At 44.3% G+C, this 22,988-nt stretch carries 10 protein-coding genes, 2 tRNA genes, 1 rRNA gene and 10 pseudogenes; 8 read left to right on the forward strand and 15 right to left on the reverse strand.

The features are described from left to right. Positions 1 to 173: 173 nt before the first annotated feature. The 4 genes from G7Y90_RS01860 to G7Y90_RS01875 form a co-directional block, all read right to left on the reverse strand. A tRNA-Ala gene (locus G7Y90_RS01860) sits at positions 174 to 249 on the reverse strand. Between the two features lie 9 nt (positions 250 to 258). Beyond that, positions 259 to 335 (reverse strand) — tRNA-Ile (locus G7Y90_RS01865). Between the two features lie 75 nt (positions 336 to 410). Then, a 16S ribosomal RNA gene (locus G7Y90_RS01870) occupies positions 411 to 1,949 on the reverse strand. Positions 1,950 to 2,676: 727 nt separating this feature from the next. Then, entirely contained in the window at positions 2,677 to 3,243 is a 567-nt protein-coding gene (locus G7Y90_RS01875) for a DNA glycosylase (RefSeq protein WP_346014820.1), read from the reverse strand. Positions 3,244 to 3,645: 402 nt separating this feature from the next. Between G7Y90_RS01875 and upp the strand changes: the two are divergent. Next, positions 3,646 to 4,319 (forward strand): annotated as a pseudogene (gene upp / locus G7Y90_RS01880) (uracil phosphoribosyltransferase). Positions 4,320 to 4,370: 51 nt separating this feature from the next. Then, positions 4,371 to 5,121: pseudogene (locus G7Y90_RS01885) on the forward strand (SDR family NAD(P)-dependent oxidoreductase). A gap of 24 nt (positions 5,122 to 5,145) precedes the next feature. Here G7Y90_RS01885 and G7Y90_RS01890 read toward each other — a convergent pair. Then, entirely contained in the window at positions 5,146 to 5,802 is a 657-nt protein-coding gene (locus G7Y90_RS01890) for a hypothetical protein (RefSeq protein ID WP_238049960.1), read from the reverse strand. A 218-nt stretch (positions 5,803 to 6,020) separates the two neighbouring features. Between G7Y90_RS01890 and G7Y90_RS01895 the strand changes: the two genes are divergently transcribed. Then, positions 6,021 to 6,977 (forward strand): alpha/beta fold hydrolase, encoded by a 957-nt coding sequence (locus G7Y90_RS01895; RefSeq protein ID WP_238049961.1) that lies wholly within the window; start codon positions 6,021 to 6,023, stop codon positions 6,975 to 6,977. A gap of 66 nt (positions 6,978 to 7,043) precedes the next feature. On the opposite strand, the pseudogene G7Y90_RS01900 reads toward G7Y90_RS01895, so the two are convergent. The 4 genes and pseudogenes from G7Y90_RS01900 to G7Y90_RS18330 all read right to left on the reverse strand — a co-directional run bounded on the left by G7Y90_RS01900 (position 7,044) and on the right by G7Y90_RS18330 (position 9,146). After that, positions 7,044 to 7,279: pseudogene (locus G7Y90_RS01900) on the reverse strand (DUF1653 domain-containing protein). Positions 7,280 to 7,619: 340 nt separating this feature from the next. Beyond that, the gene (locus G7Y90_RS18325) at positions 7,620 to 7,889 is read right to left on the reverse strand and encodes a GNAT family N-acetyltransferase (RefSeq protein ID WP_349773385.1); all 270 of its coding nucleotides are present in this window, start codon (positions 7,887 to 7,889) and stop codon (positions 7,620 to 7,622) included. Positions 7,890 to 8,069: 180 nt separating this feature from the next. Beyond that, a pseudogene (gene tyrS, locus G7Y90_RS01910) lies at positions 8,070 to 8,956 on the reverse strand (tyrosine--tRNA ligase). A 31-nt stretch (positions 8,957 to 8,987) separates the two neighbouring features. After that, the gene (locus G7Y90_RS18330; protein ID WP_250163234.1) at positions 8,988 to 9,146 is read right to left on the reverse strand and encodes a hypothetical protein; all 159 of its coding nucleotides are present in this window, start codon (positions 9,144 to 9,146) and stop codon (positions 8,988 to 8,990) included. 119 nt (positions 9,147 to 9,265) lie between these two features. Between G7Y90_RS18330 and G7Y90_RS01920 the strand changes: the two are divergent. The 4 genes and pseudogenes from G7Y90_RS01920 to G7Y90_RS01935 all read left to right on the forward strand — a co-directional run bounded on the left by G7Y90_RS01920 (position 9,266) and on the right by G7Y90_RS01935 (position 13,025). After that, positions 9,266 to 10,605 (forward strand): annotated as a pseudogene (locus tag G7Y90_RS01920) (anhydro-N-acetylmuramic acid kinase). A gap of 95 nt (positions 10,606 to 10,700) precedes the next feature. Next, positions 10,701 to 12,080 (forward strand): beta-ketoacyl-ACP synthase II, encoded by a 1,380-nt coding sequence (gene fabF, locus G7Y90_RS01925; RefSeq protein ID WP_201560913.1) that lies wholly within the window; start codon positions 10,701 to 10,703, stop codon positions 12,078 to 12,080. 115 nt (positions 12,081 to 12,195) lie between these two features. Next, positions 12,196 to 12,534 carry a hypothetical protein gene (locus G7Y90_RS01930; protein ID WP_250163235.1) on the forward strand — a complete coding sequence of 113 codons (339 nt, stop codon included), beginning with the start codon at positions 12,196 to 12,198 and terminating at the stop codon, positions 12,532 to 12,534. Between the two features lie 302 nt (positions 12,535 to 12,836). After that, a complete protein-coding gene (locus tag G7Y90_RS01935; protein ID WP_250163236.1) occupies positions 12,837 to 13,025 on the forward strand; it encodes a hypothetical protein in 189 nt (62 codons plus the stop codon). A 124-nt stretch (positions 13,026 to 13,149) separates the two neighbouring features. Here the strand turns inward: G7Y90_RS01935 and G7Y90_RS01940 are convergent. The 5 genes and pseudogenes from G7Y90_RS01940 to G7Y90_RS01965 all read right to left on the reverse strand — a co-directional run bounded on the left by G7Y90_RS01940 (position 13,150) and on the right by G7Y90_RS01965 (position 20,611). Further along, a pseudogene (locus G7Y90_RS01940) lies at positions 13,150 to 14,968 on the reverse strand (aminopeptidase P family protein). 396 nt (positions 14,969 to 15,364) lie between these two features. Beyond that, positions 15,365 to 16,926, reverse strand: a pseudogene (locus G7Y90_RS01950) (peptide MFS transporter). A 343-nt stretch (positions 16,927 to 17,269) separates the two neighbouring features. Then, on the reverse strand, positions 17,270 to 17,707 hold the full coding sequence (locus G7Y90_RS01955) for a hypothetical protein (RefSeq protein ID WP_060491940.1): 438 nt from the start codon (positions 17,705 to 17,707) through the stop codon (positions 17,270 to 17,272). Between the two features lie 180 nt (positions 17,708 to 17,887). Further along, positions 17,888 to 19,469: pseudogene (lnt, locus tag G7Y90_RS01960) on the reverse strand (apolipoprotein N-acyltransferase). 243 nt (positions 19,470 to 19,712) lie between these two features. Continuing rightward, positions 19,713 to 20,611: pseudogene (locus G7Y90_RS01965) on the reverse strand (transporter associated domain-containing protein). A 261-nt stretch (positions 20,612 to 20,872) separates the two neighbouring features. Here G7Y90_RS01965 and G7Y90_RS01970 point away from each other — a divergent pair. Continuing rightward, positions 20,873 to 22,234 carry an Lnb N-terminal periplasmic domain-containing protein gene (locus tag G7Y90_RS01970; protein ID WP_201560909.1) on the forward strand — a complete coding sequence of 454 codons (1,362 nt, stop codon included), beginning with the start codon at positions 20,873 to 20,875 and terminating at the stop codon, positions 22,232 to 22,234. A 79-nt stretch (positions 22,235 to 22,313) separates the two neighbouring features. On the opposite strand, the pseudogene G7Y90_RS01975 reads toward G7Y90_RS01970, so the two are convergent. Then, a pseudogene (locus tag G7Y90_RS01975) lies at positions 22,314 to 22,785 on the reverse strand (YcgN family cysteine cluster protein). Positions 22,786 to 22,988 lie beyond the last annotated feature (203 nt).

Genomic DNA, 22,988 nt, shown 5'->3' on the forward strand with positions numbered 1-22,988 from the left:
CGTGAACACGCTCTTCCTAACCCAGACTCATATCTATGTTTTTAAATAGTCTCTATGCTCTCGTCGAGTCACAGATTCTGTATAAAACAGAAAGAAGTAATCGTGTCTTTATTCAAAGATAAATCACTTGTTTCTATTTATACTATTAGCACTTAAAGCTTATTCGTCTATAGTGGTGGAGCCAAACGGAGTCGAACCGTTGACCTCCTGCGTGCAAGGCAGGCGCTCTACCAACTGAGCTATGGCCCCATTATAAAATGGTGGGTCTAAGTGGACTTGAACCACTGACCCCCGCGTTATCAACACGGTGCTCTAACCAGCTGAGCTACAGACCCAATTACGCTTGTTAAAACGTAAGCTTAAACTAAAGAACAACTTGTTGTGAATTCTTGCTGACCGAATGCCATCTATAAGGAGGTGATCCAGCCGCAGGTTCCCCTACGGCTACCTTGTTACGACTTCACCCCAGTCATCAACCACACCGTGGTGAACGCTCCCCCGAAGGTTAAGCTATCCACTTCTGGTGCAATCAACTCCCATGGTGTGACGGGCGGTGTGTACAAGGCCCGGGAACGTATTCACCGCGGCATTCTGATCCGCGATTACTAGCGATTCCTACTTCATGGAGTCGAGTTGCAGACTCCAATCTGGACTACGATAGGCTTTTTGAGATTCGCATCACATCGCTGTGTAGCTGCCCTCTGTACCTACCATTGTAGCACGTGTGTAGCCCTGGTCGTAAGGGCCATGATGACTTGACGTCGTCCCCGCCTTCCTCCAGTTTGTCACTGGCAGTATCCTTAGAGTTCCCGGCTTAACCCGCTGGTAACTAAGGACAAGGGTTGCGCTCGTTGCGGGACTTAACCCAACATCTCACGACACGAGCTGACGACAGCCATGCAGCACCTGTATTCTAATTCCCGAAGGCACTCCCGCATCTCTGCAGGATTCTAGATATGTCAAGACCAGGTAAGGTTCTTCGCGTTGCATCGAATTAAACCACATGCTCCACCGCTTGTGCGGGCCCCCGTCAATTCATTTGAGTTTTAACCTTGCGGCCGTACTCCCCAGGCGGTCTACTTATTGCGTTAGCTGCGTCACTAAGTCCTCAAGGGACCCAACGACTAGTAGACATCGTTTACGGCGTGGACTACCAGGGTATCTAATCCTGTTTGCTACCCACGCTTTCGAGCCTCAGTGTCAGTATTATGCCAGAAGGCTGCCTTCGCCATCGGTATTCCTCCAGATCTCTACGCATTTCACCGCTACACCTGGAATTCTACCTTCCTCTCACATACTCTAGCTCTACAGTTTCAGATGCAGTTCCCAGGTTAAGCCCGGGGATTTCACATCTGACTTATAGAGCCACCTACGCTCCCTTTACGCCCAGTAATTCCGATTAACGCTTGCACCCTCTGTATTACCGCGGCTGCTGGCACAGAGTTAGCCGGTGCTTATTCTGCAGCTAATGTCATCGTCCGTGGGTATTAACCACGGAGTCTTCTTCACTGCTTAAAGTGCTTTACAACCAAAAGGCCTTCTTCACACACGCGGCATGGCTGGATCAGGGTTTCCCCCATTGTCCAATATTCCCCACTGCTGCCTCCCGTAGGAGTCCGGGCCGTGTCTCAGTCCCGGTGTGGCTGATCATCCTCTCAGACCAGCTACAGATCGTCGCCATGGTAGGCCTTTACCCCACCATCTAGCTAATCCGACTTAGGCTCATCTAATAGCGAGAGCAGTAAACTGCCCCCTTTCTCCCGTAGGTCGTATGCGGTATTAATACGAGTTTCCCCGTGCTATCCCCCACTACTAGGTAGATTCCTAAGTATTACTCACCCGTCCGCCGCTCGACGCCTGATAGCAAGCTATCATCGTTTCCGCTCGACTTGCATGTGTTAAGCCTGCCGCCAGCGTTCAATCTGAGCCATGATCAAACTCTTCAGTTTAATCTTGCTATGAAGCTCTTTAAAGAAGCTTCTAAACTTGGCTCATCTAATCTGGCAAAATCGCTAAAAATTATGTTCGTAATGAATTAACTTTGAGTTTTTCTGCTGTCTTAAATGATAATTTTTATAGTTAGAATGAACTCCGAAAAGGAGTTAAAACCAACTTTATTTTTTAGCATTCTGAATCAGCAAAAATCCACACAAGTTGTTCTTTAGTTATGCTTTTAAATAGTGCTCAATCACTGTCGTCCAGTAACTGATATATAGGGTATCTCTCTTGCTGTTTAGTCTCAATCCCTTACGGGTTAAGCTATCTAGCGAGCCGACTATCTTATCATAATGATTTGATTTGTCAAGCTTTTTTATGTTTTGTTTCTTCAAGTGAATTGGGTTATTTATATGTATCTTACATATAAGCTTCCAGCTCGTCTTGATGAGGGCGTATTATAGAGGGTTTGAATGTTTAGTCAAGGGCTATTTTAGCTTAATTTAAATAAACTTGGTGATTAAACTAAATTAGCAGGATGGCGACACTACTTTTGCTTTAACTGGATGGCAGTGTATGGGTTCTTGAGGCTGGGTCAAGGTGGTTTATTTACTATTTTGAAGATTATCTAAATTTGTCGTCAATACCTTCTATTTATCAGGCGGTTAGGGTTAAAGATAGTTTTACCCTTACCAACAACAGCCCTTGATCTTAGTTAGCGCTTCTTATATAGAAGCGCTTTTACAGCTTGCCTATCTTTTTGAAGAAGTCTTTATAAGCAGCAATTTTCTTATCTATCGCTAAAGGATATGCACGTGAAGTCGAAGGTAACCTATATAAGGTTAAATCATTAACATCCGCTTTTTGACTTTGGTTACTTTGCCATTGGTAAGGATAGTCCATACTTTGATTGGTCTTAGGATACTTAGACTTGGCAGGTGGCTCGGCTAATAAACCAAGCAGCACTTCTGTTGCCTTACCGCCCGTGGTAAACAAGGTTTCAACCTTTGGCACTTTTGGCAATATACTATCTAGGTCAACGGGTGTGACAACCGTTAAGTTTTTATCTGAAGCATTACCAGTCTTGCGAATCGCTTGCTTGACGGTCGGACAGGAGGCGATACCGCGCTCAAACATAAAGGCGCGAATACGCTCAGGATCGAAGCGTTTTTCTTTACCTACCCGAAAGTAATCCACATCGTCAAAAAATACACTGCCATAAATACGCCACATGTCATTGTAAAAGTTTGGATAGTGAAATGGCATTGCCCATTTATCAGCGGTCGGTGGAAAAGTGCCCATCATCATTACCGTAGCATTAGATGGTAAAACGGGAGCGAACGGATGCGTTTCTACCTCTGTTGCTTGGGCTTCAGATAATATTAAGCTGTTATCGGTTTTATGCGTATTATTATGGGTGTGATATGGTTGTGTAGTCATAAGATTCTTCATCAGAAAAGCGGTTTTTTTGCTATCATAGCAAGCCTAAACACTGCTTCATTTTTAGGGCGCGATTATAGTCAAACATAGTCGGCTTAAATAAGATCAATCCTGCTATAAATATATTTAGCTTACTTTATTATCAAAGTAGCAAGCTTACTATTTGTGAGACAGATATAAGGTTGAAGTGCAGTAAGTGTTTGTATCTTTTATACTAATGGCAACCGCAGTAACTGCGCAAGCATCAGACCAAAAACCAAGAGAAACCTTATGAGCGACTTAAAAATCACCGTCATTGATCACCCGCTAGTCCGTCATAAACTCAGCCTTATGCGCGAAAAAGACTGTAGCACTTATAAGTTTCGCACGTTAACCAAAGAGCTTGCACGCTTGATGGCGTATGAAGCAAGCCGTGATTTTGAAATTGAAACCTTCCCAATGCAAGGCTGGTGTGGTGAAATCACAGGTGAGCAAATCATCGGTAAGACGGCGACGATTGTACCGATTTTACGTGCGGGTATTGGTATGCTTGAAGGGGTGCTCGATTTGATTCCTACAGCAAAAATCTCTGTCGTCGCTTGCGTGCAACGTGATGAAGAAACCTTACAACCTGTGCCGTTCTTTGAAAAATTTGTCAGCCATATGGACAAACGCCCAGCCCTTATCATTGACCCAATGTTAGCCACTGGTGGCTCAATGGTTGCGACCATCGAAATGCTAAAGAAAAATGGCTGTACCAATATTAAAGCATTGGTATTGGTTGCGGCCCCTGAAGGCGTACGTGTGGTCAATGAAGCGCATCCTGATGTGACCATTTATACCGCCGCATTAGATAGCCATTTAGATGAACATGGCTATATCATCCAGGTTTAGGCGATGCGGGCGATAAAATCTTTGGTAAGCAATTATTCAACAAGAGAAAAAAACAAATGAATCAAAACTAGCCGTCGTCGTAACACCCATGACACATGTGCAAAATCATGATAATGATAAGGATGAACGTATTGATTACAGGAGCAAGCGCAGGTTTTGGTAAAGCGCTGGCCGAGCGTTTGGTTGCAAATGGTCATCGCGTGATTGGTTGTGCCAGACGTTTAGAAAAACTCATACTCTAGCAGACTTGGGGCGAAACATTTTTACTGTGGTCATGGATGTGAGTGACACGGCTACTATCCCGCAAATCATTGCTGATTTGCCTGATAAATTTAAGCAAATCGATGTCTTAGTAAATAACGCTGGATTGGCACTCGGTACAGAGCCTGCGCAAAATGCCAGTCTTGATGATTGGATGCGTATGACCGATACCAATATTAAAGGTCTAATGGCGCTGACCCATGCAGTGTTGCCAGCGATGGTGGCGCGCGATAGCGGTTATATTATCAACGTTGGTTCAATTGCGGGCAGTTGGCCTTACTTCGGCGGGGTAACGTCTATGGCGCGACCAAAGCCTTTGTCAAACAGTTTAGCTTAAATCTGCGCGCGGATCTCATCGGTACGCAAGTGCGAGTGACCAACCTTGAACCGGGTAATGTCGCGGGTACTGAGTTTTCAAACGTGCGTTACCACGGCGATGACGATAAAGCTGCCAAGGTTTACGACGGCTTTAAAACCATGACCGGCGATGATATTGGCAATATTTTATTATGGCTGATTGAATCGCCTGCTCATATTAACGTCAATCGTTTAGAAGTGATGCCAGTTGCGCAAACTTATAACGGGCTGACGATTGCTAAGCAAGATTCTTAAAATTTTAGCTGACCGTTTGGCTCACTAACGTAATTCATAAGAGCGAAGCAATATAGATTCCTTTATATTGCTTCTTTTTTTGCTACTAACATTCTCTTCATTGACCAAGCGCAATTCTTGAAAGTCTAAAATCAATACCTCATTGCGCAAGCGCTCGCTAGTACGTTTATTATGGCGTATCGGAAAACCCAATACGTGTTTACCTTTCACCACTATCTGATTGATAATGGTAATTGGATTATTCATCCTAACTTTCCTACTCAGCTTTTGCGCATTAATCACGGCAGTGGCGGGATTAACAGTTGTGGTTAAAGTCTTTGTCTGGCGCACGCTTTTTGGCAAATCTCCTGCAAAAAATAAGATTTGCTCTAGTGGTAAATACTGCGCGTGACGCATCAATTCCTGACGAAACAGCGAAGGCATATCAATGTTGAAACTGTCTTCTGTTTGCTGAGAAAACGCCGTAAAATTACGCTGTAAATAACGCCCAAATACGCTGCTATTAATCCAGTCTTGATAAGTATCATTAGCTAGTAATTGCCTAGTGAAAGTATTGGCATCTGGCGTGATATCTGCTGTCAGCATTGCCATCAATAGCGCCTGCGGATTGAGCAAGGTTTGCTGCTGCCAGATTTGCGGATATAGGCTGCTATCAAGCAATGGTAACGTCAGCTTGCCCATAGACTGATATCCTTATATTTTACTTGCTGACGTTTGATTCGATTGGTCAAAGTCTATGATAAGTCACTACTTTTACCGCTTAACTGCTTTTATGCTATGGTTAATTATCTACTTTAATATAGCAGTCTTTTAGAAATGAGATAAAGACTTTTGCTACGATACATTTTGGCTAAATCGACTTTGTAAAACCGCTTAATGAAAACAAGGTACATTGCCTTATGAAGAAAAAATTGATTAACTTGCCTACTAACTACCAGCTGAAAACGATTAATATCACTTTAACTGACGGTACGCTGCTACCAGTGTCAGTCATAGGCAGCGGCAAGCCTGTAATATTACTGCATGCTTATGGTATGGACGCGCGTGAGTTTTTGCCATTTATTTTTCCTTTGCTTGGCAAATATGCATTTTACCTGCCGCATCTACGAGGATTTGGTGCCGCAAAAGATATTAAGCTGACACAGTTTGATTTTGTGCGTCAGTATGCCGATGATATCAGCATTGTGATTGAGCAAGTTTGCTTGACACGCAATATAGAATCGTTGCCAGTTGCCGCTATTTCGATGGGTGCACAAGTAATGTGGGCGTATTTTGAGCGTTATGGCAGCGCGAAAGTTAGCCGTTATTTGAATATTGACCAAAGTCCTGCTATCCATAATCAGCCTGATTGGCAAGGTGGCTTGTTTGGTGCGCGGCAGCAAGAAGTATTCGATATCTTTCACGAAGTAATTGAGAAAACTTTACCTTATGCTGAAATGAAAAGCTTTACCCACCTACCGTTTGCTCTAAAACGCCGTGCAACGGATGTCGAACGACTGTTCTCTCTATTATCTGTTAATCGAACGCGCTCGAAAGCGTTTATACAAGTGATGACTTATAAAAATGACCCCAAACTTGCGCTTTATGATCATAGTATTTGGCATCATAAAATGCGCTGCTTACAAGCCTATTTGACATTACCCTATGACTTTCGCGGTGCGATAGAGCGGGTCACTATTCCAGTGGTCAACCTCATCGGTGGTCGCTCCAAACTTTACGATGCTAAGTGGCAGCAACAAGTTACCCAAATGCTACCCAATGCTCGCGAAGTTGTTTTGCCGCGCTCAGGTCATGCGATACCAATGGATGAGCCAATTGGGTTTTATAAAGTATTAAAAGGATTTTTGCAGGATTAGTTGTTCATTTATATAAAAAAAGCGACTCCAAAAGTCGCTTTTTATTTGAGTAATAAATTTTAAGCATTAATCCGCTAATGCTTTGATCAGCTCAAATCGCGGCACGTGCTTACCCTCAACTTCAACCGTTTCAGAAAACATAGATAACGGTCGCACCCATACGCCATACTCACCGTATAGGCAACGATAAACGACTAATTCTTCTTGGGTTCCGAATGCTGAGCAGTGTGCAACACTTGATACAGGCTGCCTTTATAATGGCGGTAAATACCTTGAGGGACACTTTGAAGTTGTTGAGTCATAATTTTATTACTTGTATCAATTATTATAAAAGCTTAGTGAGCCTCATTAAGTTTTTTCGTCAGCGCTAATTTTACTCGTAGCCACTCAGATTTTATTAAGCTATACATCACTGTATCTGAAATAACGCCATCGCGGCAGACTCGGTTGCCTCGAATCACCCCATCTTTTTTAGCACCTAAACGCTCAATGGCTCGTTGTGAGCGATGATTGCCATATCCGTGCGCCAGCCTACGGTTTGATAGTCTAAAGTCTCAAATATATGGGTTAGCAGCATGAGCTTACAAGTCGTATTAACATGCGTGCGCCAATACGATTTGGCATACCATGTATAGCCAATCTCTAAGCGTTTGCAAAGGGTAAAATATCGTGGAAACTCGTTGTACCAATCGCTTTACCATTTGATTCATCAATAACGACAAATGCTTGTCTATCGGGCATTGAATCTGCGGTATTAATATAGTCAATAACCTTGTCTGGCTCAGGTACTGACGTCTCATTTATTTTCCATAGTTCACCATCTTGGCAAGCTTCGACTAAGTCAGTTGCATGACTTAGCGTCAACGGCTTAAGGGTAATGCCATTACTTGATAACGTAGGAAGGGCTAACATCTACTTCTCCTTAAGCCATAATGAACTTAGAAACTTTGGCTACCTAACTCAATTCTTTAACTACCCTACCGTCACTTTCGCATAAGCCTTTTTACCCGCTTGGATAACGACAGTTTGCCCAGCAGTTAGGCTAAAGCCTGCATCGACCACTTCGCCATCTACTTTTACCGCCACGCTTAATCATATCTTTAGCTGATGAGCTATTTTAGCCAATCCAGCTTGGTTGAGTACTTGAGTAATAAATAGCGCCTCAGCACCTTCCAAATCTAACGTCACTTCTGGCAAATCAACAGGCAGTTCACCATCAGCAAGCACGTTACCTGCTGACTTGTGCGCAATGGCAGCAGCATCGGCATCGTGAAAACGCTCGATTAATTCTTCAGCAAGGATACGTTTGATTTCCTGTGGATTGCGACCATTTTCCATCTCTTTCATTAACGCTTCGACTTCTTCCATCGGCTTAAAGCTTAAAAACTCGAAGTAGCGACGGATTAAAGTATCTGGCATGGACAGTAGTTTTTGGTACATGGTGCCCGGTGCATCATAAATACCGACATAGTTTTCAGGGATTTAGACATTTTATTAACACCGTCTAGCCCTTCTAAGATTGGCACGGTGATACACACTTGTGGCTCTTGACCGTAGCGACCTTGCAGGGTGCGTCCCATTAGGATGTTAAAAGTTTGGTCAGTACCACCAAGCTCGACGTCCGCTTTTAGCGCGATAGAGTCATAACCTTGCACCAATGGGTAGAGAAACTCATGGATAGCAATTGGCGTTTGCGCGGCATAGCGTTTAGAGAAATCATCACGCTCAAGCATACGTGAGACGGTCAATTGGCTAGAAAGCTGAATCATGTCACCCGCCGACATATCCTTGAACCATTCGGAGTTAAAGACAATCTTGGTTTTTTCTTTATCCAAAATTTTAAAAACTTGTTCCGCATAAGTCTGTGCGTTGACTTTGATTTGCTCATCGGTCAATGGCGGACGGGTGCTGTTCTTACCAGACGGGTCACCAATCTTGGCAGTATAATCACCGATTAAGAAATAAATCTCATGACCCAAGTCTTGAAAATGTTTTTAAGCACGGTATGACCTAAATGCAGGTCAGGTGCAGTAGGATCAAAGCCTGCTTGATACGTAGCGGACGATTGAGTTTCAGCTTTTTAACCAAATCTTCTTCAGATAAGATTTCTTGGGTGCCGCGTTGGATCAAGGCAAGCTGTTCTTCTAGGGTGTAGGTTTGCGTGGTCATGATGCTCTCTTTATTGTCTTTATTAAAAGGGTAACGCGTTTGGGCTATTTAGAATCTCATAGCCAGTAAAAGATGTTAGAATTTGAGAGATATACTAGCGTTTTTTAAGGTAAATTGCCATGACCAAGCCCGTATCGATTGACGATATTCAGAATACTCCTGACACAGATTTAAGTTTAGAGATGAGCTTAGATAGCCGTCTAGATAATATTGACGATTTAAACTATGCCACCTTGACCGATGCACTCGAGCAAACCGTGTTTGAAAACTTCGATGATGGCTTATATATCGGCATGATGTCTGGCACCAGCTTAGACGGGATGGATGCGGTTCTTTGTCAGTTTAGTAGTGATAGTAGTGCTGAAAAAGATACACAGCAACCGATGCGACTGTTAGCAACTCATAGCCAAGAGTTTCCGCCGCGTTTGCGTGAAGTATTATTGGCTTTATGTCAGCCTAATGGTGTTCAAGAATTAATACCTGCAGAGGGTGAACCAAACAGCGAATTAGACTGGTTCGGTTGGGCAAGTAAAGAATACGCTGAATTTGCCAGCGAGGTGGTCAATAATTTATTGCAGCAATCGAATACTGATGTAGAGTCAGTGTTGGCAATCGGCTGTCACGGTCAAACGGTACGCCATCGTCCGCAACTGGGCTTTAGCTTGCAATTGGTCGATGCCAACATCATTGCTGAGCGTACTGGCATTAGCGTCGTCAGCGATTTTCGCCGCCGTGATATGGCAGTTGGCGGTCAAGGAGCGCCTTTGGTTCCAGCTTTTCATCAAGCGTTATTTGCCACGCCTGATAGCACGCGCGTGTTATTAAATTTAGGCGGTATTGCCAATATCACAGTCTTGCCAGCAAACGATAGCCCTGTGATTGGTTATGATACGGGTCCTGCCAATTTATTGTTGGATGCGTGGACGGCATTGCATACTGATAAAGATTATGATGCTGGCGGCACTTGGGCGCAGTCTGGACAAGTGGTTGAGCCGCTACTTAATCAGCTAATAGAACATCCATTTTTTGCGCGAACGTATCCAAAAAGCACTGGGCGTGAAGATTTTAACTTAGCATGGCTACAGGATGAGCTGCAAAAGTTCGATCAGGCATCTGCCCATATTCGCTATTCGTCAGCGGATGTGCAGGCGACGCTTACTGAACTGACAGCGATGAGTGCCAGTATGCAAATTAACATGTTTATTAATGCTCATGAAAATAGCTCGGTTTACGTCTGTGGTGGCGGTGCATTAAACGATTATTTGATGACTCGCTTGCAAGCGCATCTGCCCCATTGCACGGTAGAGACCACCGCAAGCTTAGGACTGAATCCAGCGTGGGTCGAAGCCGTCGCCTTTGCATGCTCGCACGGCAAACACTAATAGGTGAAACGGGTAATTTGCCAGCCGTGACTGGTGCGAGTAAAGGCGTGGTTTTGGGTCAGGTTTGTTTCGCCTGACTGGTCAAATTTTAGTTTACACACGTGCACTTATGTGTTTATAATGAATTCTGAAATACCCTCCTCTTAGGACTTGTAAGTATAGGATATATCGCATGAGCCAACACAGCAGTTCACTTACTGATCAAGCTACCAATGATGCTAGCGCAACAGCGGAGCATCAACCGCGTCAGAAACTACCGCACTATGAGCGTAGCGATGACTTGCGCGTCGTAATTACGGGTATGGGTGCGTTGACACCTTTGGGACTCGACGTCGATAGCTCATGGACTAAACTGCTCAATGGTGATAGCGGCATCGCGCCAATTACACATTTTGATGCTACTGGCTATCGCGCTCAAATTGCTGGCGTGGTCAAGGATTTCGATGCCAAGCAATATATGAATGCCAAAGACGCGCGACGCTATGATGAATTTATTCATTATGGTATTGCCGCCTCTAGTATGGCATTACAGAACGCTGGTTTTATCGATGAAGTAAGTGCTGCTGACGCACCTGTGCAAAATGTCGATCAAGAGCGATTCGGCATTATTTTAGGCTCAGGTATTGGTGGTATCCAAACCATTGAAAACAGTCGCGATACGCTACGAGAAAAAGGTGCTATGAAAGTTTCGCCCTTTATCATTCCTGGCTCTATTGTGAATATGGCAGCAGGCTTAGTCGCGATTAAACATACCTTAAAAGGTCCCAACCTTGCGACATCGACGGCTTGTACCACCGCTACCCATGCAATGGGTCTCGCTGCACGTTTGATTGCTTATGGTGACGCCGATGTCATGCTAGCAGGCGGTAGTGAAAAAGGCTCAAGCCCACTTGGCATATCAGGTTTTGGTGCCATGCATGCCCTCTCAACTCGCAATGACGAACCAACCAAAGCCTCGCGTCCCTTTGACAAAGACCGTGATGGTTTTGTGCTCGGTGATGGCGCGGGTATGGTGGTACTAGAAAGCCTCGCTCATGCCAAAGCACGCGGTGCAACCATACTCGCTGAACTGGTCGGCTTTGGGATGAGTGATGATGCCAGTCACATCACAGCACCGCCTGAAGATGGCAGCGGTGCGGCGCGAGCGATGCGTAATGCCCTAAATGATGCAGGCATTGAGCCATCGAGTGTTGGTTATGTCAACGCTCATGGCACCAGCACCCCTGCGGGTGATGTCGCTGAATCGATTGCTATTGAAACCGTTTTTGCCCCAGTCAAAGACCGCATTTTGGTTAGCTCAACCAAATCGATGACGGGTCATTTGCTTGGTGCCGCGGGTGCTGTTGAAGCCATATTTACCGTCCTTGCCCTACAGCATCAGCATGTGCCACCCACCATTAATTTGGACAATGTGGAAGACAACTGTAACCTCGACTATGTCGCCAACCAATCGCGCAAAGTTGAAAACCTACAGTATGCCGTATCCAATAGCTTTGGCTTTGGTGGTACCAATGGCTCGTTAGTATTTGCGCGCTGGCCCGTGAATCATTAAGGTATAAAACTCACCATTTCGGTCGTTGTAACCTTGGTGTCAGATTTGCTACGTTTGTCCACTTGCAGCCCCTTATCGTATTTGCGTATGATAAGGGGTAATTTTTGGAACATTTATGGACGATACCATGTCAAGCTACTCATTTTCCCATCAGTTTTACCAGCGCTGGACGTGTGCGCCTGAGCCTATTCGCGCAGCAATTACCCAAGAGCTAAAAGACATCACCACCTTACTGCAAAACGATACCCCATTTGAAAGCTTTGTCTTTAATACTCATGATTTGGATACCCACATCGATGAGCTATACGAAAACCATGAAGCGGAGCAAGCCATCGCTAAAGCCATTACTGACAAAAAAGCCGAAGAGCAAGCGACTGCTGAAAAACAGCAGCGAGAAGAACAACAAAAAGTAAAAGCGGCAGAGGATGCCAGATTAAAGAAAGTGCTAGATTAAAAGAGGCAGCCAAACTTCGTGAAGCAGCAGATACCGCGCAAAAAGAACAACAGAAAATTGAGCAAATAGCCGCTGATAAAACGACCGCTATAAACACCAATGATGCCAGCGATTCAGAATCGCTCAGCATTGATAACACGGTTGAGAAAAACCAAAATGTTGAAAAATCGGCTGCGACGCAATCTAGTTCTGAGAACAAAACCATCAGTGAACATGCTAATGTCGCTCATGACAAGCATATTAATGACGACCACAGCATAAAAGCGGTCAATGACAAAGCCAGCGCCGCCATTAAACTGGCATTGAAAGATGCGAAACTGAGTACTACACATCAAGAAATGATCCGTGAGTTGGAAATGCAAATTGATGATTATCTCAGTGAGCAAATGATGCTGATGTCTGAGAATTTAAAATCTTGGTTACGTGCTGAAGTGACTCAAAATGTAAGCGAAGATGAAGCAGGAACTGACAAAGAGTCTAAAAAAAGCTAAATGCTGCGTCCTACGCATCACCCTTTAGCAATAAATCCTTAGTAACAAATTCCTAGTACTAAAAAACCCCCGTAAACTTTACGGGGGTTTTTTCATTTTAGCTTCGTCGATATGAGCGTTTACTTTAGATAGCCTTAGTCCGCTCAGTCAGCCATTCAAGTGCCGCACCTTCAACGCGGTCTTTTAGCTCTGCATAGACTTGGCTATGATAATTATTCAACCAATCAATTTCGATTTGAGTTAATAATGACGACTCAATTAAACGGGTATCAATTGGGCAATAAGTGACGGTCTCAAAATTAAGAAAATCGCCGAATTCCGTTTCTATAGGCTGGGCAACACGTTTATTAACCATCAGGTTCTCAATACGAATACCGTATTTGCCTTCACGGTATAGACCTGGCTCATTACTTGAGATCATGCCCTCTTTCATCGCACGCTCTTTCGGCATGCTGGCACTATAAGCAATCACTTGTGGGCCTTCATGGACGTTCAAGAAATAACCAACGCCATGACCAGTACCGTGACCATAATCCATCTGTGCCTGCCATAATGGTGCACGGCATATCGCATCGATGAGTGGTGGTGAAGCGATACCATCAGGGAAATGTGCTTTTGCTAAGGCAATATGGGCTTTGAGTACGGTGGTAAAGTCACGTTTGTGTTCGCTACTTACCTGTCCAATACCGACCACACGGGTGATATCAGTGGTGCCGTTTTGATACTGAGCGCCTGAATCAATGAGCAATAAACCACCCTCACCTTCATTGACATCTAGGTAGCTAAATTTTTCTGGCGTTGCGCGATAATGTGGCAGCGCACCATTTTCATTAAAGCCTGCGATAGTCGGGAAACTTGGCGATACATAATGTGGCTGCTGACTGCGCACTTCGATGAGCATACTATCAACGTCCAGCTCGCTTAAACGCTCACCGTCTGCTAAACGCTGCTCAAATGCGGCAAAAAACTCACTTAATGCCGCGCCATCTTGACGCATGGCTTCACGCACATGGTCGATATCAGCGTCAGATTTAACCGATTTTAGCAACGTACTTGGCGCCATTTGCTCAATAAAACCTATGCCATCGCCCATTTTAGATAACGTACCTACTGCCACTTTACTTGGGTCTAATAGCAATAAGTCATCAGCAGTCAATGTGCCCAACGCATCTTGCACAGCATCATAATCAGCAAGGGTGATACCGCTGTCTTTTAAGCTTTGTGCTATCTCGCTACTGACTTTATTATTATCGATAAACAATGTCGCGTCATGTTCGCTAATGAGCATATGTGCCAAAAACACAGGGTTATAGTCAACATCAGCGCCGCGTAAATTGGTCAACCAAGCAATATCGTCTAAGCTTGAAAGCAAGTGATGGGTTGCGCCTGCCTCAGCCATACCTGCGCGTACAGCGGCAAGTTTTTGAGGTAGCAGTCTGCGCGACAAACTGCGCATCGTGTTGATATAGACTGGCAGTAGGTAGCGCTGGACGATCGCTCCATATTTCTGTCAATACGTCACGCTCAGTGATTAAGGTAATGTCATTGGCATCAAAGGCATTTAACAATCTATCTTGCTCAGAGATAGACAATACATTGCCGTCGACTGCCACGCTATCCCCCTCAGCCAAATGCTCGGCGAGCCAATCAATATGATTTGGCTGACCCGGTGCAAGCTTCTCTAAGCTAATACCAGTACCTTCTTGGTCAGCGGCGTGTACCCAATAGCGGCTGTCCGTCCATAATCCAGCAAAATCAGCGGTAACAACGAGCGTCCCGACTGAGCCTGTGAATCCTGATAACCATAAGCGCGCTTGCCAATATTCTGGCAGATACTCAGATAAATGCGGATCAGCAGACGGTACGATAATCGCGGTCAGATCTTGTGCTATCAACGCCTGACGTAGGCTGTCGATACGATCGTGGATGCTTTGTTTATTCATAAAAGGTGTCCTTATTGATTTTAAAAAATAAGATTTGGAAAAATCATATTGTGAGGCGACTATGGATAGTCGTCTTATTTGAGCGAGTAAACTGTTTTAGGCGTTTGCTATTTATCATTCATTGAATGCTCAGCATCTAAACCTACATAAGCAGCTCAATGTCTTAAAAATTAAAATATTGTCAATGACCAGATAAATGAGGCTAGCTATTTTTAGGAGCATTACAGCAGAGCATTATTAGATGTTTGGGCGGAAAGCGTACTTTCAATAGCGTGGGGGCAATAACTTACTAAGTGTCACCATAAAACGTGCTACCGATCATGGTAACACGTCTCGCCATCTAACATTTTTGCTGGTATTGCTATTGATCCTAAATCCGTTAACCGTGTGTCTGAATTAGCTCAGCTTATCTGCACGCTCGCTTTTTTGCAGCATATTATTGATCGGTTTGGCTAATGCCAATAAGACAACGGCTGTGACCACCAAAAAGATCGTCATCATCGTAAATAAGCCCGGCAACCCTTCGATCTTATCCGCTGATACTTGACCACCAAAGAACGCAGCAACCAAATTACCTAAAGCAAGAGAAGCAAAGAAAAGCCCCATCATCTGACCTTGCATGCCTTTTGGCGCAAGCTTAGTCATTGCAGACAGACCAACAGGACTGAGCGCCAACTCACCAAGGGTCAGCAATAATAAACTACCCACTAACCATAAAGGTGAAGCCAATCCACCATCGCTAGTCAAAATGCTTTTTGAGGCAAATATCATCAAGGCAAAGCCTGCAGCGGCAAACAACATACCAAGCGCAAACTTTACCATACTATTTGGCTCAAGGCCTCGATTGGCAAGCTTGACCCAGACAATGCTAATGATCGGCGCTAATATTAAAATAAACAAAGGATTAAGCGATTGAAACCAAATACTAGGCACTTCAAAGCCTAAAACATTCAGGTCTGTATAGCGGTCGGCGAACAGGTTAAAAGACGTTGGCTGCTGCTCAAAGCTTGACCAAAATAGCGTCGAGCCGATGATTAAGATAAAACAAATTAACAAACGCAGCTTGTCAGTTTTATCCAATCGCGGTGAAATAAACATGACAGCAAAGTATAATATGACGACTGCGGCAATGAGGTAAGTCATATACTGAGCAACCATTTCAGGGTTAAATGGCATAATACCAGTCGACACTAAGACAGTAATGGCAGCAAGTAGCGCGAGAAACCCGCCAACCCAGCGACCTACATTTTTGAAACGTCCAGTCGTTTGTTCCCATTCAGGCGTAATGTTTTTGGCACGAGCATAACGATTTAAGGTTTTTTTAGCTGAAAAACGATAAATCAATAGTGAAGCTAACATGCCAAGACCACCGACACCAAAGCCTACATGCCACATACCTTTTTCTTTAAATACGCCAACGATAAGGGCAGCCAGTAGCGCACCAATATTGATACCCATATAAAATAGAGTAAAGCCGCTATCACGGCGTGCATCGCCTTTGGGATACAACGTTCCGACCATCACGGAGATACAGGTTTTAAATAAGCCTGAACCGAGAACGATACACATCAAACCCACAAAAAACAGCGTCATCCCAAACATAGCCGATAGTGCGATACACAAATGACCAAGGGCGATAAAATACTACCCCACCAGAGTGCACGCTCTTGACCGAGCCAATTATCAGCCAACCAGCCACCCGGTACTGCCGCTAAATATAACGAACCAGCAAAAATACCATAGATAGCAGAAGCTGTAACTTCATCGAAACCAAAACCGCCACTACCGACGGTCGCTACCATAAATAATACTAATAGTGGACGGATACTATAATAAGAGAATCGCTCCCACATTTCTGTGAAAAACAATGGACGTAGCGGCTTAGGGTGCCCCATAAATCCATTATCTAGTGCTGCCAATTCAGCAGCACTAACCTCTGACTTTGATTCTGTACTCATAACTTTATTCCTTTAAAGACCACTGTATTAACGACCAAATATATAATTATCCCGACAAGCGGTCATATAGGCGCATCATTGTTTCACTTGGATATAATCAAGTAAAGAAATAATTGGTCAATAATTACACAAATACCCACAAAAAAGCCCGCTATCATTGGCTGAAAGCGGACTTTTATTTTTAGCATCAATGTCAGTGATGACGACGCTGTTGTGCTTATGGTATTACAATAATACTTAGGTTTTAAGCAAAAACACTTAGGCTTTAAGCAAAAATACTTGGACTTTAAGCGAAGCGGTTTGTCGATCCGTACTTTAAAAAAGTAGCATCGACTTACGTATATTACTGTGCGGCTACCGCTTCATCAGTGGTATCACCCGCTTCCAAATCACCGTCTGCTTGCTCAGCCGTTAGATCAGCATCTGCAACCGCAGTTTGACTGACTGTACCAGAAGCAGTTGCAGTACCAGCTTCTGCAGTAACCACAGCGCTATCAGTATCGGTCGCTGGGGTAACGCTTGCGTCTGCAGCAGTATCAGTCGCTGTAGCATCCGCGGCTACAGGTGCTGTTTCAGCTGGCGCAGTGTCTTCAGCAGCAATCGCTTCTGCTTCATCAGCCGCCGCTGAGGTTTCGGTTGTCTCAGCAGTAATGTGCTCGCCTGCTGGACGCAAAAATCCAGAAATACCAATAAGTAAGACGATACCTAAAAATAAGGCAACACCGCCTAAAGCAAATAAGAACTCTTTCTTAGGGTTGTTTTCGACAATATGTTCTGACATACCTTATCCACCTTGCACAAAATATTTAAAATATTGGTCTATTATATCGCAATTCGTACCGATTTGTTAAAACCCTTAAGTATTTAAAGGATTTATTATCAACAAACTTTGCCACTCGCTTTTGTGGTTAATTCTCATAACTCATTCGAGCGATTCATTATCACTGGTAATAATAGCCAATTATTTTAGCGACTTACCCAAACGCGGTTGCGGCATCCCACGCTTACCAAAGTAGCTCAAGACAAGTAACAGCGTAATGATAAAGAGAATCGGATAATTACCGAAGCTCATAAAAGGTGTATACCAACCCGCGCCTGAATATCACCGCGCAATACTGTGCGCTCAAACTGCGGTGCACGCTCGACGATACGACCTTTATGATCGATGATAGCGGTCACGCCCGTATTGGTTGCGCGCATAAACCAACGCCCATTCTCTAGCGCGCGCATCTGCACCATTTGCAGATGTTGCAATGGACCTGCCGACGTACCAAACCAAGCATCGTTTGAGATGGTCAATAAGAAGTCCGTGCCAATCGCGTTTTTACGGGTGGTATCAGGGTAAGCCACTTCATAACATACTGCTGAGCCCAAATTATGACCACGTACACGCAGCGGTGATTGGTTGTCACTACCACGACTATAGCTCATGATTTCTTGACTACCAGCAAGATTTGGCAAGATATCTAACATGCCTTCGAAGGGAATATATTCACCAAATGGTACCAGACGCTGCTTTTTATACATCCCCTCAGCGTCACTACCTAGCGCAACCACGCTATTATAAAATGGCGGATATTTATCCGTTTTTGGGTCAAAGTTTTCTAAATCTCGATAAGGAATACCTGTTACCCATGTGGTATCTGTTTCTTGGCCATTTTAACCATTTCACTGATAAAGCCAATCGCTTCATCTTGAAACATAGGAATCGAGGATTCTGGCCATAAGACGATATCGCGATCCCACTCAGTACTTGTCAGAGTTGCATAAATTTTCAGGGTTTCTATTTGATATTCGGTGAGCCATTTTAAATCTTGTGGAATATTACCTTGGATTAAGGACACGGACAAATCAGGTGTGCCTTTTGGTTTCGTCCATTGCGGATTAATCAACCATAACGCGCTGCTAATGACCAACAATGCTATCGACGGAATCATATAGCCGCCACGGCGACGCAATAGCTCAACCAAACTGGCTGCCAATAATACCGCCACAAAAGACACTGCAAAGACGCCAGCAACTGGTGCTAATGACGATAACCAATACTGCTCCGTAAAGGCATAACCGACAAACAACCACGGGAATCCAGTGAACAGCCACGTTTTCAGCCACTCTTGGAGTATCCATAGCGCCGCAAACGACAATGGCTGACGACCGACCATACGGTTGAAAACCAACGCCAAAAAGCCATGGAATAACCCCATGCCTAACCCCATCAGCGCAATCATAATCAGCGCAAGCCACGCTGGCGTATCGCCATAAACATGAATAGAGGTGTATAACCAAAATGCACCAACGCACCAAAGTCCCGTACCATAAGCCTGACCGATAAGAAAAGCACGTTTACCGCTCATATCAGGCATCAATAATGCATATAAAATAGCAGGCGAAACCAATGCTAGTGGCCAAATGCCATAAGGCGCCAGTGCAAATATAAACACCGCACCTGCCAACAACGCAATCAATACCGTCAGCGCTATAGGCAAACCCTTTGGCTTATCAGGGTTCAGGCGTTTTTGTAAATCAACAGTAGACAGGCGCATAGCAGTTATCCAAAACCATATTTTTCAAAATTTTAAGCGTCAACATTCAGATGAAAACCAAGCTGAAGCAGACCGTATTGTGTTTTGTACAGTATCTAAAAGTTAAACCCGCCCATGATACCAGTCTCAACCCATTAATAGGTAACATTGCGTAGCAAATACCCAATAGCAAACACAAAAAAACACGACCGCAATCGTGTTTTTTTGAGTATATCAAACAATGTTTAGGTCGCTATCGACACATCAATGACTGCCTATCAATATTTGCTGATCAGGATTGATTTTGGTGAGCTCAAGATTTTGGATAAAACGCCCTTCAACATCAGTAATAGTGATTTTCCAATCATCTATCACCACGCTTTCACCTTCCAAATCACCCACATAACCAAGCGCCTGCATGACTAGACCACCCATGGTATCGACATCCGTATCATCAAAATGACTGCCAAGCTCATCATTACAGTCTTCAATCACGGTAGACGCTTGCACACGCCACGTATTTGGTTTTTCAGGATCAGCGACGATGTTATTGATATCACTGTCTTCATCGAAGTCATCATGCTCATCGACGATGTCACCCACAATCTCTTCAAGCAAGTCTTCCATGGTAACGACACCGCCAAAGTTGCCGAATTCATCGACGACAATCGCCATATGTACTTGGGTACGCTGCAATGAGCGTAACAAGGTATCAGAACGTGCCGTCTCACTAATATATAGCGGCTGACGTACCAAATCTCTCAAACGTTTGCTATCGATTTTATCTTCTTGATCGCGCACCATATGCACAAGAATAGGAATCAAATCTTTTGCCAATAAAATGCCAATGACGGCATCATCATCTTGACTGTCAAAGACAGGATAGCGCGAATGGGTGGTCTCAAGGATGATATCCATCACCTCAGCGAGACTGGTGCTTCGTGTAGCCCAACCACTTGCGGACGCGGAGTCATGATTTCGCGCACTTGTGTCGCAGGCAGATCCAGCACGCCTTCTAACATATCGACGGTATCAGGCTCTAAGAACTGGCGCGAGTCTTGTACCAGACGAATCAATTCGTCACGGGTTTCGGGGGCGGTCGATAGCCAGCGTTTTAAGCCGCGCATCGACCAACTACTCGGGCTGGGAGTGTCGTCAGACATGGTGATGTGATTTAACCTCTTTAGTTAATAACAATTAAAATAATACGTAAAAACAATAATACGTAATAACAGACGTAGATGGGGATGAATACAGCAAATAAAACAGATCTTTGATTATTAAATTATAAATGGAGCAGATCAAAGTAGCTTCACTTTAGCGCAAGGCTCACCGACATTCAACGATAAATTCACTCAAATTGTATTGTCAGTACGTTATAAACTTTGCTATGGTCAAAGCCTTCACACACCAAAGCACACCCTATGTCGCTACGTTCCTTTTTCTCTCGCCTGCTCACGCCGCACTCACATAGCCATCGTTCAGATAACGGCTTGGACACGCTTGAGTCAAATAATCATGGTTCGGATAGACACGGCTTAAAAAATAACACTGCGAATGGTCGCCAACCGACACCTACATGGCGATATTATTTTGTACAGTTTTTCATCATTATTACCTTGCTACTGTCAGCCGTCTGGTTATTGCTGGCGATTTGGTATCAGTTTGGGGCAGGCTCTGCCATCACTTGGTTAGCCGCAATTTTCATTGTTGGTGTACTGACAGCCTTACTGAGCGTTCGCTATTGGCCGAAAATAGCTCAGCGCTTTGATCATAAACAACACAGCAGTAAACCATGGAGCAACGAAGCAACCATAAATAGTAAGTCAGCAAATAAATGGTTAACCGCTTTATATGGCGCTATTTGGTTGGTAGGCGTTGGCTGGTTTTTTTCTATTGAACCCCAACAAGAGCGCGACTGGATGGCTGAGGTAAGTGAAAGAGTCACTTACGAGCGCGATGCAATCAACCCTAATTTAGTGACCCTAACCAATGTACGCAACTTTGATTGGCATACCGACACGGAGGCGACCGAACGCTGGGACACACGTACCATTGATATGTCCAAACTATCTGGCGTCGATGTCACCAATTCTTACTGGATGGGTCCACTGATTGCCCATACTTTGGTCAGTTTTCGTTTTGAAGATGATAGACCGCTTGCTTTCTCATTTGAGATTCGTAAAGAAGAAGGCGAGTCGTTTTCGGCATTAGCAGGGTTTTTTAGACGCTATGAGCTGAGCCTGATTGCCGCAGAAGAGCGCGATATTATTTATACCCGAACGAATGCGCGTGGCGAGCAAGTTTATCTATTTCCCGTTAGTAACTTGCAGCAGCACGAGGTCAAGTCACTATTTGAATCTTACTTAACCGCTGCCGATGAATTGAATACCAAGCCTGCTTGGTATAACACATTACTCAGTAATTGCACCAATATCATTTTTTATATGGCGCGTATCGTCAGTGGTGATCGCCTGCCGTGGGATTATCGTATTTGGGTCTCTGGCTGGCTGCCAAATTATCTATATGATGTCGGTATGCTTGACGCTAATCCAGAAAATACTGGACAGCCTTGGTCAATGGATACATGGTACGAGCGTACCCATATCAACTCAAAGGTTAAAGGATTTGATAATCAAATCAATCTAGAGTCTGGCGTTAATAGCAACGAAAACAGCCGCGAGTTCTCTGAGCAAATTCGTCAGGATATTCCTATCCCGCCATTGGCTGACACGCAAGAAGATGCTGAGGCAAAAGCCAAATCTGCAGCTCAGGCTTCTTATTAAAATCAAGTCGCATTGTACGTTTACCCTGCAATAATACCAACGTCACTGATGTCACTGATTTCAGTAACTCTCAATATTATCAAGGCTTAACCCAGCTGACCACCCTCCTCCATCGCTTCATCAGACAGACCAGTTTCAGAAACACAGCGCCCTGCCACGCCAACATTGGCAGCACGCATTTGTTGCTGCGTTACCACTGCATCTTGGGACAATAACAAATGCCAATTTGGCAAATTTTGTCCTTTATACAAACGCTTATAGGCGCAGTGCGAAGGCAACCACATCATCTGCGGCAGATTGTCCATGGTCAGCTGAATACAGTCTGGCACATGCTCTTGACGCGTGTCATAGTGCTGACAATAACCCGTCGTACAGTCCATTAGCTGGCAAGTCACATCGGTATACTCGACCAACTCTTCATCCACATCGCCATTCTCATCTTCGTCAATATACTTAATCAAACAGCAGCTGCCACAGCCATCACACAACGCTTCCCATTCGCTATGATTGAGTTCTGACAGTGCAAAGCGCGACCAAAAATTCGGACGCAAGGTATCATTGAGCTTACTGTCATGGTCGCTGTTGCTTTCATTACCACTGTCAGGAAATAAGCTCACAGCTGATTTTTCCGTGACTTTTTGCGGCAAAGTTGCGTCAGAGTCGAGATGGGCTGCACAGTTGTCTAACAAGTTTAGTGTCATAAAGGTGCCGTAGCATTTTGATAAAGAGCGTTACAGTATTATAGCTGTTTTTG

The organism is Psychrobacter sp. WY6 (assembly GCF_018448495.1).
Lineage (GTDB): Bacteria > Pseudomonadota > Gammaproteobacteria > Pseudomonadales > Moraxellaceae > Psychrobacter.

Excerpts from the sequence above, each read along its gene's own strand:
- G7Y90_RS01895 (WP_238049961.1), top strand. The coding sequence starts at position 6,021 with ATGAAGAAAAAATTGATTAACTTGCCTACTAACTACCAGCTGAAAACG.
- G7Y90_RS18330 (WP_250163234.1), bottom strand. The coding sequence starts at position 9,146 with ATGACCACGCAAACCTACACCCTAGAAGAACAGCTTGCCTTGATCCAA.
- G7Y90_RS01930 (WP_250163235.1), top strand. The coding sequence starts at position 12,196 with ATGGACGATACCATGTCAAGCTACTCATTTTCCCATCAGTTTTACCAG.
- G7Y90_RS01970 (WP_201560909.1), top strand. The coding sequence starts at position 20,873 with ATGTCGCTACGTTCCTTTTTCTCTCGCCTGCTCACGCCGCACTCACAT.
- G7Y90_RS01875 (WP_346014820.1), bottom strand. The coding sequence starts at position 3,243 with ATGATGATGGGCACTTTTCCACCGACCGCTGATAAATGGGCAATGCCA.
- G7Y90_RS01955 (WP_060491940.1), bottom strand. The coding sequence starts at position 17,707 with ATGTCAGAACATATTGTCGAAAACAACCCTAAGAAAGAGTTCTTATTT.
- G7Y90_RS18325 (WP_349773385.1), bottom strand. The coding sequence starts at position 7,889 with ATGTTAGCCCTTCCTACGTTATCAAGTAATGGCATTACCCTTAAGCCG.
- fabF (WP_201560913.1), top strand. The coding sequence starts at position 10,701 with ATGAGCCAACACAGCAGTTCACTTACTGATCAAGCTACCAATGATGCT.
- G7Y90_RS01890 (WP_238049960.1), bottom strand. The coding sequence starts at position 5,802 with ATGGGCAAGCTGACGTTACCATTGCTTGATAGCAGCCTATATCCGCAA.